This is a genomic window from Streptosporangium sandarakinum (assembly GCF_050942225.1).
Lineage (GTDB): Bacteria > Actinomycetota > Actinomycetes > Streptosporangiales > Streptosporangiaceae > Streptosporangium > Streptosporangium nondiastaticum.
Window position 1 is genome coordinate 3,830,338 of the sequence record NZ_CP192034.1, and the last position, 12,717, is coordinate 3,843,054.

Annotated in this window: 16 protein-coding genes; 10 read left to right on the top strand and 6 right to left on the bottom strand. The window is 72.3% G+C overall.

Annotated features, from left to right (window positions below; all coding sequences use genetic code 11):
* Positions 1-175 precede the first annotated feature (175 nt).
* The gene (locus ACQP10_RS17675; RefSeq protein WP_433541739.1) at positions 176-811 is read left to right on the top strand and encodes a dTDP-4-dehydrorhamnose 3,5-epimerase family protein; all 636 of its coding nucleotides are present in this window, start codon (positions 176-178) and stop codon (positions 809-811) included.
* A gap of 76 nt (positions 812-887) precedes the next feature.
* On the opposite strand, the gene ACQP10_RS17680 is transcribed toward ACQP10_RS17675, so the two are convergent.
* Together ACQP10_RS17680 and ACQP10_RS17685 are read right to left on the bottom strand one after the other, a co-directional pair.
* Positions 888-2,129: an MFS transporter gene (locus ACQP10_RS17680; protein ID WP_433541740.1), complete on the bottom strand. Its 1,242-nt coding sequence runs from the start codon at positions 2,127-2,129 to the stop codon at positions 888-890.
* The gene (locus tag ACQP10_RS17685; RefSeq protein WP_346021635.1) at positions 2,108-3,172 is read right to left on the bottom strand and encodes a helix-turn-helix transcriptional regulator; all 1,065 of its coding nucleotides are present in this window, start codon (positions 3,170-3,172) and stop codon (positions 2,108-2,110) included. The genes ACQP10_RS17680 and ACQP10_RS17685 overlap by 22 nt, the downstream gene beginning before the upstream one ends.
* Before the next feature lie 84 nt (positions 3,173-3,256).
* Here ACQP10_RS17685 and ACQP10_RS17690 point away from each other — a divergent pair, with 84 nt between their 5' ends.
* Complete coding sequence (locus ACQP10_RS17690; RefSeq protein ID WP_346021634.1) at positions 3,257-3,988, top strand: SDR family oxidoreductase; 732 nt, start codon at positions 3,257-3,259, stop codon at positions 3,986-3,988.
* A 61-nt stretch (positions 3,989-4,049) separates the two neighbouring features.
* Here the strand turns inward: ACQP10_RS17690 and ACQP10_RS17695 are convergent, their stop codons facing one another.
* The 4 genes from ACQP10_RS17695 to ACQP10_RS17710 form a co-directional block, all read right to left on the bottom strand.
* Positions 4,050-4,364: a hypothetical protein gene (locus ACQP10_RS17695; protein WP_346021633.1), complete on the bottom strand. Its 315-nt coding sequence runs from the start codon at positions 4,362-4,364 to the stop codon at positions 4,050-4,052.
* Positions 4,364-4,528, bottom strand: coding sequence for a hypothetical protein (locus ACQP10_RS17700; protein ID WP_346021632.1), 165 nt, complete (start codon positions 4,526-4,528; stop codon positions 4,364-4,366). The genes ACQP10_RS17695 and ACQP10_RS17700 overlap by 1 nt, the downstream gene beginning before the upstream one ends.
* Positions 4,529-4,698: 170 nt before the next feature.
* Positions 4,699-5,793, bottom strand: coding sequence for a cation diffusion facilitator family transporter (locus tag ACQP10_RS17705; protein WP_346021631.1), 1,095 nt, complete (start codon positions 5,791-5,793; stop codon positions 4,699-4,701).
* Positions 5,786-6,187, bottom strand: coding sequence for an ArsR/SmtB family transcription factor (locus ACQP10_RS17710; protein ID WP_312873420.1), 402 nt, complete (start codon positions 6,185-6,187; stop codon positions 5,786-5,788). Before ACQP10_RS17710 ends, ACQP10_RS17705 begins: the two co-directional genes overlap by 8 nt.
* Before the next feature lie 236 nt (positions 6,188-6,423).
* Here ACQP10_RS17710 and ACQP10_RS17715 point away from each other — a divergent pair, with 236 nt between their 5' ends.
* The 8 genes from ACQP10_RS17715 (at position 6,424) to ACQP10_RS17750 (ending at position 12,698) form a co-directional block, all read left to right on the top strand.
* Positions 6,424-6,837: a hypothetical protein gene (locus tag ACQP10_RS17715; RefSeq protein WP_346021630.1), complete on the top strand. Its 414-nt coding sequence runs from the start codon at positions 6,424-6,426 to the stop codon at positions 6,835-6,837.
* A 161-nt stretch (positions 6,838-6,998) separates the two neighbouring features.
* On the top strand, positions 6,999-7,181 hold the full coding sequence (locus tag ACQP10_RS17720; RefSeq protein WP_346021629.1) for a hypothetical protein: 183 nt from the start codon (positions 6,999-7,001) through the stop codon (positions 7,179-7,181).
* A gap of 181 nt (positions 7,182-7,362) precedes the next feature.
* Complete coding sequence (locus ACQP10_RS17725) at positions 7,363-8,016, top strand: DivIVA domain-containing protein (RefSeq protein WP_433541741.1); 654 nt, start codon at positions 7,363-7,365, stop codon at positions 8,014-8,016.
* 166 nt (positions 8,017-8,182) lie between these two features.
* Entirely contained in the window at positions 8,183-9,367 is a 1,185-nt protein-coding gene (locus tag ACQP10_RS17730; RefSeq protein WP_433541742.1) for a hypothetical protein, read from the top strand.
* A 71-nt stretch (positions 9,368-9,438) separates the two neighbouring features.
* Positions 9,439-10,014: a TetR/AcrR family transcriptional regulator gene (locus ACQP10_RS17735; RefSeq protein ID WP_433541743.1), complete on the top strand. Its 576-nt coding sequence runs from the start codon at positions 9,439-9,441 to the stop codon at positions 10,012-10,014.
* A gap of 255 nt (positions 10,015-10,269) precedes the next feature.
* Positions 10,270-10,482 carry a hypothetical protein gene (locus ACQP10_RS17740; protein WP_346021625.1) on the top strand — a complete coding sequence of 71 codons (213 nt, stop codon included), beginning with the start codon at positions 10,270-10,272 and terminating at the stop codon, positions 10,480-10,482.
* Positions 10,483-10,601: 119 nt separating this feature from the next.
* The gene (locus tag ACQP10_RS17745; protein WP_346021624.1) at positions 10,602-10,862 is read left to right on the top strand and encodes a hypothetical protein; all 261 of its coding nucleotides are present in this window, start codon (positions 10,602-10,604) and stop codon (positions 10,860-10,862) included.
* A 372-nt stretch (positions 10,863-11,234) separates the two neighbouring features.
* Positions 11,235-12,698: an alpha/beta hydrolase gene (locus tag ACQP10_RS17750; RefSeq protein WP_433541744.1), complete on the top strand. Its 1,464-nt coding sequence runs from the start codon at positions 11,235-11,237 to the stop codon at positions 12,696-12,698.
* Positions 12,699-12,717: the final 19 nt, after the last annotated feature.

The following is a 12,717-nucleotide window of genomic DNA, read 5'->3' on the forward strand; positions in this document are numbered from 1 at the left end:
CCATCTGAGCCGCGGTGCGGGGGCCGGTGCCGTCCGGGGCCGGCGGGTGCCGTCCGGAGACCGCCGTGGACCCGGCCGGGCCGCCGCCGCCCGGCTCAGCCCGGCTCAGCCCGGCTCAGCCCGGCTCCGACCGGTACTCGAACCGGCTTCGAGCACGCCCTCCTAGCCTGCCGCCATGGCTGTTCGCGACGTTCACACCCGCAGCATGCATGTCCGGCAGATGGCCGTACCGGGGGCGTTCCTGGTCACGGCCGAGAGGTTCGACGACGAGCGCGGCACGTTCTACGAGGCGTACCGGGAGGACGTCCTGGCCGAGGCGCTGGGCCACCCGCCGAAGGTCGTGCAGACCAACTTCTCGGTGTCGCACCGCGGGGTGCTGCGCGGCATCCACGGCGCGGTGGTCCCGCCGGGGCTGGCGAAGCTCGTGACGTGCGTGCGCGGCGCGGTGCTCGACGCGGTGGTCGACCTGCGGGCCGGCTCCCCCACCTTCGGCCGGTACGAGGTGACCGTGCTCGACCACCGCAGCCGGGCCTGCGTCTACCTCGCCGAGGGGCTGGGCCACGCGTTCCTGGCACTGGAGGACGACACCTGCGTGCAGTACCAGTGCTCGGAGACCTACCGCCCGCGGGACGTGATCACGGTGAACCCGCTCGACCCGGAGATCGGGCTGCCGTTCCGGACGCCGGAGCCGCCGATCCTGTCACCCGGCGACGCGGCGGCGCCGACCCTGCGGGAGGCGCTGGAACGCGGCCTGCTGCCCTCCTACCAGGACTGTCTGGACCACCGCCGGACGCCCGCCGCGGGGCGGTGATCCGCAGCGGCCCTCCGCACCCGTCGCACCCGGCGCCGGCTCGGCCGGTGGCGGGTGCGGATCCGATGCGGCCCGGTCACGCGCGATCGTAGGCGAGCAGCGCGCCCGCGGCGAGCGCGCACGCGCCGGCGACTGCGGCCATCACGGCGCCGTAGCCGACGGCCTGGGCCAGGGCGATCGCGCCCAGCGGGGCGGCGGCCCTGTTCGCGACCGAGAACAGCGCGACGCGGCCCGACAGGCCGGCGTAGGCGGCGGTACCGTAACGTTCGGCCAGCAGGTGCGGCAGGGTGATGGTGCCCACCCCGAACCCGGCCCCGAAGGCCAGCACGCAGCCGATCGCCCCGGCCGGGGTGCGCCCGGCCAGCGGCAGCAGCGCCGCCCCCGCGCCCTGCAGCACGAACACCGACGCCGCCACCGGCGCGGCCGGCCAGCGGCGGCGCAGCGTCGTGGTGACCAGGCGCCCCGTCACCGACAGCACCCCCAGCAGGCCGGCGACGGTGGCGGCGAAGGCGGGGGAATGCCCGAGGCGGATCAGGTAGGTGACAAGCAGCACGGCGATGGTGGCCATCGCGCCGCTGTGCGCGGTGAACGCCAGGACCAGCAGCCGGAACGGCCGTGTCCGCACCACGGCCCGCACCGGTTCGCCTCGCCGGGCGGGCTTGACCGCGGCGGTGGGCCGGCGTCGCAGCACCAGGGCGTGCAGCGGTACGGCGCCGGAACCGTAGATGACGGCGAGGACGACCAGGGCCGTGCGCCAGCCGTAACGCTGGACCAGCATCCCGCTCAGGGGCAGGAAGATCGAGGAGGCGAATCCGGCCACGATGGTCACCGTCAGCAGCGCGTTCGCCCGCCGACCGGCCTCGGGCCCGTTGAACCAGGTGACGATGACGGCGAAGGCCGGCTCGTAGAGCACAAGCGCCGAGGCGACGCCGATCGCGGCGAGCACCCCGTACAGCTGGGGCAGGCTGTTCACCTGGGACCAGGCCAGGAGGGCGAGTGTGGCCAGCACCGACCCGACGCTCATCGGCACCCGGCCGCCGTGGGCGTCCAGCAACCGGCCGACCAGCGGCGCGCACGCCGCGGTGGTCAGCACCGCCAGCGTGAACGCGGCGGCCACCTGCGGGCCGGTGGCGTGCAGGTCGGCGGTCATCGGGACGAGGAAGACCGAGAAGGCGTAGTACAGCGCGCCGTAGCCGATGGTCTGGGTGACGGCCAGCGCCGCCACGATGCGCCGGCCGTGGGAGAGGCGGGACCGGCCGCCGTCCCCGGCCGGGACGGCGGCGCCGGCGAGCCCGCTCATGTCGTGCCCGGAGGACATGCGCCGTGCTCCTTCTCGCTGTCCCTCTCGCGGTCCTTCCTGTGATCCCGAAGGTGAGCCGGTCGCGCCGGCCGCCGCCGTACCGCCTCGCTCACGGCGTCGGAGCAGTGCCGCGACACCTGCCGCAGCGCCTCCAGCAACGCGGCCGGCCCGTCCACGGTGAACGGCAGGCCGAGCGCGGCGAGATAGACGGCCAGCGTCAGCGGAGTGGCGGCGCCGATGTGCAGGAGGCACCGCTCGTCGTCGAGATGTTCGACCCTGGCCACCGGCGGCACCCGCTCGCTGACGGCCGAGGCCGGCGCCGACACCGTCGCGACCGTGCGGCAGGGGCCCAGCGTCGAGGCCACTCCCCTGCTCACGACGTCGATCGCGTCTTCCGGCGGCAGCCACCGGCCGGGAAAGACCGGCCCCAGGGGCGTGCGCGGCGTGAGCCGGTCGATGCGGAACGTCCGCCAGTCGTCGCGATCGACGTCCCACGCCACCAGGTACCAACGCCGCCCGGTCGGCACGAGCCGGTACGGCTCGGCGTCCCGCACGGTGGCGTTCCCGTCATGGTCCCGGTAGTCGAACCGCACCCGCCGCCGGTCCCGGCAGGCCGCGGCCAGCGTGGCCAGCACGCCGACGTCCACCGCCGGATGGTTTCCGGGCATCGGTACCGTGGAGGCCGCCAGCGCGGCCACGCGGGGACGCAGCCGGGCCGGCAGCACCAGTTCGAGCTTGGCCAGCGCGCGCAGTGACGTCTCCTCGATGCCGTCCACCGCCTGAGCCGCCGCCGTACGCAGGCCGATCGCCACCGCGACGGCCTCCTCATCGTCAAGCAGCAGGGGCGGCAGCCGGGCGCCGGGCCCCAGCCGGTAGCCGCCCGCCGTACCGGAGACGGCCGACACCGGGTAACCGAGGTCGCGGAGGCGTTCGATGTCGGAGCGGATGGTCCTGGTGCTGACACCGAGCCGGTCCGCCAGCTCCGGTCCCGGCCAGTCGGTGCGGGACTGGAGCAGTGACAGCAGCCGTAGCAACCGCCCCGCGGGATCTCTCGTGGTCATGGCATCCAGCTTCTCCCACCTCGCGGAAGCTCTGCTTCCGCGACGCCTGCCATGGTGAGGCTCCTTCTGACGAAAGGGGCATACATGCATGCGGCGGTTGTGACGGGCGGGTCACGCGGGATCGGACGGGCCGTGGTCGAACGGCTCACGGACGACGGCGCCACGGTGGTGTTCAGCTACGTCGCCGACGAACGGGCGGCCCGGCAGGTGGAGGAGGCGTGCGGTGGGCGGGCCGTCGCCGTGCGCGCGGACGCGGCCGACCCGGACCAGGTGGAGCGGTTGTTCGCCGCGGCGGACGAGGTGTTCGCCGCCAGGTCCGCGGGTCCGCTGTGGGCGCTGGTGAACAACGCGGGCGTCATCGACCACACGCCGATCGACGAGCTCACTCCGGAGGTGTTCGAGCGGGTGATGGCGGTCAACGGGCGCGGCGCGTTCTTCTCGGTACGGGCGGCGGCGCGCAGGATGGCCGACGGCGGCCGGATCGTGACCGTCTCCTCCGTCGGCACCGCCTGGCCCAGCCCGGGAGAGTCGGTCTACGCCGCGAGCAAGGCGGCGGTCGAGCAGCTCACCCGGGTCGCCTCCCGGGAACTGGGGCGGCGCGGGATCACGGTCAACACGGTGTCGCCCGGCCCGACGGACACCGACATGCTGCGCGCGGGATCCCCGCCGGAGGCGGTGGCCGGGGTGGCGCACATGACGGCCCTGGGCCGGGTGGGCAGGCCCGCCGACATCGCCGCCGTCGTCGCGCTGCTGCTCAGCCCGGACGCGGCGTGGCTGACCGGCCAGAACCTCACGGCCGACGGCGGCCTGGTGTGACGCCATACCGGTTCATTACCGCCTGGTGACCGGTCGGGCTCGGCGGGGCGGGTCGGGTTCCTCAGCGGACAGGGTCACGGCTGTCCAGCCACCGGGTGAGGGTGTCACGCAGTTCGGTGATCTGGTCGCGGTCGAGCACGACGACGGCGCTCGCCTCGTCGTCGTGCTCGGTGACCCAGAGGCGGGCGTAGTCCACGGACGGGCCGTCGTCGGCACCGGTGCCGCGCACCGAGGGATGACAGTGGCCGGGGACGGCGCAGAACGTCACGGACCCGCCGCGGCGATCGTCCGGGGCCGGGTTGATGTGGGAGCCCTGGTAGATGAGGGGCGGCCGGGTGTCGTCGTCGAAGGCGAGCCAGGTGGCGTAGATCGACATCAGGGGTGGGTCTCCGGGTAGGCGAACAGGCGGGCCCGCGGCTCGGCGCAGCGGTGCGGCGGCAGGGACGCCAGGGTGCGCGACCGGGCCCGGGTGTCGCGGTCCGCGCACGGCACGGCGGTGACGGCGAAGTCGGCCTCGGCGCCGTAGTCGTCGGGAACCATCGATGATCTCGCCTTTCAGTCGGAGATGTCCCTTCCGGTGACGCACCGGACGGAGCGGGGGTCAGCGGCCGGCCTGACGTCGCCGATCGACCCTCACCGGCCACCGCCATCCTCGCGCACACCGCCGGGTGACGCGGGCTCTCTAGCGGCGACGAGGCGGCCATGGCCGGTCAGGGGGCCGGTTGCGGAGCGGGCGCGCCCGGTCTCGCGGCGGATGCCCGTCTCGCCGGTGACCCGCCGGGAGGCGGCGGGTCCTCGGACCGGTGGGCGGGGCCGTGCGGGTCCGCGCAGTGGAACGCGCCGGAGTCGCCGGTGGGCGGCTCGGCCGGGGCGTGGTCGACCTGCAGGGTGGTGTGCCTGATGCCGTAGCCGTCGTGCAGGAGGTGCTCGACGGCCTGCCGTACGGCGTGGCAGTCGGCTCCCGGGATGACCAGGACGTGCGCCGACATCGCCGGGTAGCCGGAGGTGACCTCCCACACGTGCAGGTCGTGGACCTCGACGACGTGGGGCAGGGCGGCGGCCCTGTGGCCGATCTCGGCGGGGCTGACGCCCACGGGGGCGGCCTCCATGAAGACGCGGCCCGCGTCGCGCACCAGGCCCCAGCCGGCCTTGAGCATCAGAGCGGCCACCACCAGGGCGGCGACGGCGTCGGCCCGCGCCCAGCCCGTCGCCATGATGACCGCACCGGCCGCGGTGGTGGCGATGAAGGCGTACAGGTCGTTGAGGATGTGCTGGAAGGCGCCTTCGACGTTGAGGCTGGACCGGTCGGCCCTGCGCAGCAGCCAGGTCGCGGCGAGGTTGACGGCGATGCCGGCCAGCCCGGTGGCCAGCATGTAGCCGCCGGCGACCTGCGGAGGGGCGATGAGCCGGTGGACGCCCTCGTAGACGAAGTAGGCGGCCAGCAGCAGCAGGGTGATGCCGTTGAGCTGGGCGGAGACGATCTCGGCGCGTTTGAGGCCGTAGGTGAATCCGCCCCGCGGCGGGCGGGCGGCGATCCGCATCGCCACCAGGGCGAAGACGATGGCGAAGGCGTCGGTCAGCATGTGCCCGGCGTCGGAGATCAGCGCGAGGGAGCGGGCGATGACGCCGACGACCACCTCGGCCGCCATGAAGACGACGATCAGGGCGAGCGCACCCGTCAGGTAGCGGCGGTCGGCCTGTGCGCTGACGGCGTGCCCGTGCCCGTGCCCGTGTCCGTGGCCGCGGGGGGCGGGAGGGCCGGGCTCACCGGCGCCGTGCAGGCCGGAGGTGTGCAGGTCAGTCATCGCGTTCTCCTTGTTCGTGCCTGATGTGGGCGAGGGCCACGTCGAGCAGCATCCGCACGTGGGAGTCGGCGAGCCGGTAGTAGGCCATCCGGCCGCTGCGGCGCACCTTCACCACCCGCTTGGCGCGCAGCAGCCGCAGCGCGTGCGAGGCGGCCGACATGCTGTGGCCGGTGATCGCGGTCAGGTCGCACACGCACATCTCACCGCCTTCGAGCAGGGCGGCGATCAGCCGCAGCCGCCGGGGGTCGGCCAGCAGCCCGAAGATCTGGGCCAGTTCCTCGATGGACCCGTCCGCCGGCAGCGCCTCGCGGACGCCGGCCACCCGTTCGGCGTCGACCACCGTGACCGAGCAGTCGCGGTCCGGCCGCAGAGGAACAACTGAATGACTGTTCACCTGTGCAATTGTGAGGACTCTCCTGTCGCCCGTCAATGCACTCGGTGATTGCCCGGCTACGCAGACCTTCGACCCTGAAGGGGAGCGAAACCTCACTTGCATGGTTGCTCATATGTGTGATGCTTCAGTAGTCGGGTAACCACGAAGAGTGAACATCGCAGGTCGATCCCCATTAGACCCGTCCGGCCCCCGGCGCTCAACCGGTTACGGCGATGCTCACCGGAAGGAAAAGTCCCATGCGAAACACCCAGCGGATCCTCCCCGCGCTGGCCGCATGCGCCGCGGCCGGCCTGCTCGCGATCGGCGTTCCATCCGCGCAGGCCGACTCCGGCAGCCCCGGGCCCACCGGCATCGCCACCCCCACCGTCGCCGCTCCCCGGCCCACCGGCGTCAACCCTCCCGCCGCCGGCGCCACCACCTCCTCGGCGCGCACCTGCGGCTACCGGGTCGTCCACGTACGGCGCGGCAGCTTCCTGCGCGTCCGCTCCGGACCGGGGCTGAACCGCCGGCCCATCGGACGGCTACGGGTGGCCGACGGCCGCGTCTACGGCTCCTGCACCGCCCGCCACGGCTGGATCGCCGTCAAGACCCCCACCGGCACGTCCGGCTGGTCCTTCGGCTACTACCTGCGCCGGGTGAGCTGGAGGTGAACCGCCCGGTGGCGCCGGCCGGCCGCCGAACCGCGCTCCTCGCCGCGAAGGCGGCGTCGCGCCCGGCATCGCGTTCCGCGCCGTGGTCTTCCGCGGCGACCCCATCGAGCCCATCGATCCAAGTGTGATCTCAGCGAACAGAACACACCGGAGGCGTTTCCATGACAGACGAACCCGGCACCCCGGCCCAGGACCCGCGGTGCGCCGACACCGGCTGTGACATTCCGGCCGATCAGCGCGTCGCCCATCCGCAGTGGGGCGACCGGCACCCCCATCACCACGGCGGTGACGGCCACGGGGACGACGGCCACGGGGACGACGACTGCCCCTGCGGCCACGACTGATCACCGGTACCGCCCGCCATCGGGTTCTCACCGCCCCCGGCGAGGAGAGCCCGATGGCGAGCCCCCGGCGGAAACAGCGAACCCGCGGCCGGTGGAACACATGCCCGACCCCTTCTGTCCCTTTCCAGCTCATCTCGGAACCTCGGAACCTCGAAACGGCGAAAGAACGGTGAAGACGTCCATGGGCGAAGAACACGGACACGGACACGGATCTGCCGAGCACGCCGGACAGGACGGCCCGCCGGCCGCGCCGGCGCTCCCCGATCCGCCCGCGGCCGCAGGACTGCTGACCCCCGCCGCGGTACGCAACCAGGTGTTCACCGTCGTCCGGCTGCGCGAGGGCTACGACCTGACCGAGGTCGACCAGTTCCTCGGACAGGTCGAGACCACCCTGATCCGGGTGCTGCGCGACAACGCGGAGCTACGGGCCCGCGCCGCGGTGAACGGGAACGGCGAGCGGCCGGCCGGCGGTGAGGGCGCCCACGTCTCCGACATCGTCCGGCAGGCGGCCGACCGCGCCCTCGCCCTGGCCCATCAGGAGGCCCGGGCGATCCTGGAGCAGGCCCGCCGTACGGCCGAGCAACTGGAACGCGCCGCCTGGCGCGACGCCTCGACACGGCATCCCCGGGACCCCGCCGTCTCCCCCGAGGTCCTGAACGAGCGGATCCAGAGCCTGCGCGCCGTCGTCACTGCATCCGGCGGTGACCTCAAGGACGCGCTCGACGGTCAGATCAGCAGGCTGCACGCCCTGCTCGACGAACTGCGGGACCTCACCGGCCCCGCACAGGCCCCGCCGTCCGCCCGGCACGCCGCCCCCGAACGGCCCACCGGCTGACGGCCACCGGCCGTCCCGCCCTCTTTCCGGAGGGCGGGCGGCGCCGATCCGGATCTCACCGGCGACGGCCGCGCCGCGCCGTACCCCCTGCCTCCCGTGCGCTTTCCACCGTGTTCACCCACCCCTTCAGATCATCAGGAGGTGCTCACCAATGCCACCATCGGCCTTGGCCTGGGCAATGGGGCCGGTCCCGCAGGCACAGCCTCCCCACCAGGCGGCCTGGGGCGCGGTGCTCCTGGTCTGCGTCTCCACCCTCGTCGGCGCCTACCTCGCCCGGCGCGACTCCGAGCGCATGACGCTGTGGCTGGCTATCGCGTCGGCGATGATGCTGGTCACCGCGCTGGTCGACCTGCTGCCCGACGCCTGGAGCGAAGCGGCCGAGACCGGAGTCCCGCTGTGGGGCCTGGCCCTGGCCGCCGCGTTCGGCTTCCTGGTCATCACCTACTTCACCCGCCACGGCTGCGCCTGCCCCGAGGACGCGGCCGCCCGCACCGCCCTGCACGGCCCCGGGCTGCACCGCCGCGTCAAACAGGGCATGGACGCCGCGGTGTTCGGCGGCATGGGCACCGCCGCCGCGCTGACGCTGCACCGCGCCATCGAGGGCGCCGCCCTGGCGCTGACCGCCTCTATCGTCGTCATCATCGCGCTCGTCGTGCACTCGGCCAGCGAGGGTCTCGCCCTGGCCGCTCTGCTGGACATCGCCAAGCAGCGCCTGACCCCCTGGCTGATCGTCTCCTGTATCAGCCCGGCCGTGGGGGTCGTGATCGCCACCATCAGCCCCCTGCCCGCCGCCCTGGTGCCGATCCTGCTCAGCATGGTCATGGGTGTGCTGTGCCGTACCGCGATCGTCGGGATGAAGCTCGCCGCCAGTAAGCGGAGAAGCGGCCGGCTGTCCCGGCGGCAGATCACCGCAGCGGCCGTCGCGGCGGTCTGCGCGGGCGTCCTGCTGATCACCGCGAACATCCTGGGCGGCGACGACGACCCCGTGAAGGCGTCCCGTCCCGCCCCGGCGGCCACGCCCTCCGCCGGACTCCCCCGCACCGGACCGGACGCCACTCCGCCCGTGCCCACACAGGCTCCGCCGCCGCACCGCCCGGCGCCGGCCGCCACCCTCAGCAGGGCGCAGTTGCGCAGGGCGCTGACCGCCGGGCAGCTCAGCCTGGCCGAGGTCTTCCAGCGCGACGACGAGATCACCCGCCGCACCCCGATCCGCCGGATCCTGCTCGCGCTGCCCGGCGCCACCCCCGTCACCGTCCACGCCCTGCTGCTGAGCACCGGACTCGACGGCAGGCAGTGGGTCGCCGACCTCACCGAACGGCAACGGCGCGCCCTGCTGACCGCCCTCGCCTGAAGACGCGATCCCCCGCCGGTCCCGGCCGCCGCTCCATCAGTCGTACACCCCGATGGTTTATGTTGTACACCGTGAACGCGACAAAGGAGCGGGTCGCCGAGGCCGCGCGGGCGATCCTCGTCGGTGAGGGGGCCGACGCGGTGACCATGCGGAGAGTGGCGGAGATGGCCGGCGTCACCGCCATGGCGATCTACAAGCACTACCCCGGGCGCGAGGCCCTCCTCGCCGCCGTGGCGGACCGCACCTTCGACGAACTGGGCGAGGGCTGGGGAACGAAGGTCCCGGGCGGCGACTGGGAGACCCGCTTGATGTGCCTGCTGGACGACTTCCTGGACTTCGCCCTCGGCCGCCCGCATCTGTACACGTTCCTGATGACCGACCGGCGCGACCGGGCCAGACGCTTCCCCGACGACTTCCGGCGGAACGGGTCACCGGCGTTCACCCGCGTCGTCGAGCTGACCGAGGAAGGCATGCGCCTGGGCCTGCTGCGCCCCGACGACCCGCTGGAGACCGCCCTGGCCCTGACCTCGCCCGTCCAGGGACTCGTCCAGCTGTACCTCGGCGGACGCGTCGGCCTGGAAGAGGGCGACTTCAGGGCCCTCTGCGCACGTACGGTGAGGAGGAACCTCCGCGGCCTCCGGGCCTAGGACCACCATCGCCGCCGGCGCGCCGCTCGTCCTGGCCGCGGTGACGGCGTCCGCCGCCTCACCCCCGCCACCGGGAAGGCCCACCGAAGCGGATAGGGCCCGTGCGATGGGCCGACTCACCATCGACCGGTGGACGGGCTGCCTCCATATCCTGTGGCGATCCTTCTCGGCCCCTTTTCTCGACGGCATCCCGTCCAAAGGTCACGAGGCCGTGTTATTTTCCTGCTGCCTGCGGCGACCGACAGATGTGGGGCGATGATGTTCCGGTATGAATTCGGCGTTGTCGAGTGGTTATGGGATCTGGAGGCCATCCGGGTGAACATGCCCGGGAGCGGCGAGCGTAAGTTCTCCGGCAGCTACGACGAGGTGGTCGCGGTGCTTTCCGAACTCGGCGGTCAGGGTTGGGACGTGGCCACGTGCGCGGCCAATGGCAACTGGTTGTTCTGGACTCTGCGGCGCCAGCACTGAGAGGTCTCGGTGGTATCGGCGAACTGACGGCCAGGGAACACATCCGGCGGGCATATCGGGTGTGAGGCTCCGCCTGAATCGATACGCTCCGATATCCGAACCACGCGGAGGGTGAGAGCATGGCGAAGTGCAACGCTTGCGGCAATGAGGTGTCGGAGGGAAGACTCTGCGCACTCTGCGCCGCGAAAATGGTCAATTACCACAACGGGGACTATGACGACGAAAACGACCCCGCCGTGAAGCTCTACCACGAGACCGCCGCCAAAATGAATTCGCCGAAACCTCCCTCGGGCGGGTGCGCTCTCGTCGTGCTCGCCATCACATCCCTTTCCGCCGTCCTCGCGGCCGCGGGGATCGGTATGGAGAACCTCGTCGGCTGATGCGGCACCGTTCAGCCCCGGTTCGGGGACCTCGATCTGGGCGCTGATCGAACAGATCTCATGTTCCGTCGGGTTCGGCCACCATGTTTCCGCGTGTGGCTGCCTCTACCGCTGATCTCTTTACCGATCCTCCTCGAAGGCCGGTCGGGAGGCACTGGCGCGGCCCGAACCTCGTGATGGGGGGTCGCGCTTTCGTGGGTCGAAGGAGATCCGAGCTTCGTACAGGCTCTGGTACTGCCATGCCGCCGACTGGGTGTTCTGTCCCGTTCGTGATGACGTCATGGGTCTTCGATGACCAGGTCTCTGGGTTGGAGATCAACGGTGCGGCAGTGTCGGTGACACAAGCCGAACGATCACTAAAGGGAAATCCTGATGCGAAGCCTCGCGAGACTGTCCGCCGTCGGAGCGTCCACCGCCATCCTTGCCACGGCCCTCATGACCCCCGCCCAGGCGGCGGCCACCTCGTGGGCCTCCTGCCCCGCGGGCTCCGGCGTGGATCCGCGCCAGGAATGCGCCACCCTGCGGGTCCCCATGGACTACCGGAAGCCCGGCGGGCCGACGATCTCGCTGGCCGTGTCGCGGATCAAGACCGCCAAGCCCGCGTTGCGCCGTGGCGTGCTGCTGCTCATCCCCGGCGGACCGGGCAGCCCCGGCCTGAACCGCCCCAGCGTCCAGGTCAAGAAACTGCCGCAGGACGTGCTCGACCGCTACGACATCATCGGGTTCGACCCGCGCGGCGTGGGCCAGAGCTCGCCTGTCTCGTGCGACCTCGCAACCGGCGACCTGTCGGTCACCAAGCTCAAGCCGTATCCCGACGCCGACGGCGGCATCGCGGACAACCTCGCCTGGTCACGCAGGATCGCCGAGGCCTGCGCCCGCAACGGCGGACCGCTCATCCGGCACATCAGTACCCGCAACGAGGCCCGCGACATCGACGGCATCCGCCAGGCGCTGGGCGAGAAGAAGATCTCCTACTGGGGCGTCTCCTACGGCACCTACGCGGGCGCCGTCTACGCCACCATGTTCCCGCAGCGCACCGACCGGGTCATCCTGGACAGCAACGACGATCCCGATCCGCGCCGCGTGGCGCGCCAGTGGCTGGCCAACTACACCGTCGGCGTGGAAGACCGCTTCCCCGACTTCGCCGCCTGGGCCGCGACCCGCGACGGCGAGTACGGCCTCGGCACCGACCCGGCGCAGGTCCGCCGAACCTTCCTCGACCTCGCCGCCGAGCTGGACCGCGAGCCCTTGCCCTGGCCGGGCGCCGATCCAGAAGAACTGAACGGCAACCTCCTGCGCGAGACCATGCTCAACGCCCTGTACTCCGACGCGAACTTCCCCATGCTCGCCACCCTCATGCACGCCGCCCTGACCACCGGCGAACTGCCTCCGCCGAACACGCCCCCGGCCGCCGCCATGCAGAACACCGCCGCCACCGCCGGCGCCACCATGTGCAACGACGTCGAATGGCAGGACTCGACCAGCGGATACGAGCGCCAGGTGGCGAGCAGCCGGTCCGCCCACCCGCTGACCGCGGGCATGCCCGTCAACGCGGGGCCGTGCCAGTTCTGGCCCTTCAAGCCCGCCGAACCCCCCGTGCGCGTCACCTCGCGTGGGCCCGCCAACGTCCTGCTCATCCAGAACCTGCGTGACCCCTCCACGCCCTACAGCGGAGCGCTGAAGATGCGCCGGGCGTTCGGGCAGCGGGCTCGCATGGTGGCCGTCGACTCCGGCGGTCACGGTGTCTACCTCGCCAACGGCAACACCTGCGGCGACCAGACCGTCACCTCCTTCCTGACCACCGGAAACCTGCCCACCCGCGACAAGAGTTGCTGATCGCATCGCCGGGCACGCC